The 434-nt window shown below is 27.4% G+C and carries 1 protein-coding gene; it reads right to left on the minus strand.

What is annotated here, in order from left to right; translation table 11 throughout:
• On the minus strand, nt 1-274 hold a 274-nt coding region (locus tag IR141_RS12825), incomplete at its 3' end, for a hypothetical protein (protein WP_209304455.1).
• Nucleotides 275-434: the final 160 nt, after the last annotated feature.

Consider the following 434-nt stretch of genomic DNA (forward strand, 5'->3'; position numbering starts at 1 on the left):
GTCTATATCCATAACAATTATCAGGATTTAATATTTCAGGAGCTTCAAAATCATGTTGATTTTTTGTAAGATATTTTCCACAATCAGGGCAAATTTTGGAAAAAAAACATTTTGGTTTATCTTTTTCATTTTGATATTCACCCGCGTGCCAACCAATCCCACATTTTACTTCCATTCCAATATCTTTAACAACTTCAGCAGTCTTAATAGTTTTGTCTTTAATTGCTTCTGAAGCATTTACCGCCTTATCTTTTAAAGAACTTAAAAAATTCATAAATTAACGCCCTATAAAATATAATACAATCGACGCAACAGAAACTATCAAAGCTAAAATTGAAATGCTATTTGTAAAAACATTTTTTCTTTTATTTAAAATATCTTTCAGTTCATTGATTTTACATTCTTGCTCTTGAACAATTTTGTCATTATAATTT

The sequence above is a fragment of the Neisseria sp. 19428wB4_WF04 genome (assembly GCF_015235335.1).
Lineage (GTDB): Bacteria > Pseudomonadota > Gammaproteobacteria > Burkholderiales > Neisseriaceae > Neisseria > Neisseria musculi.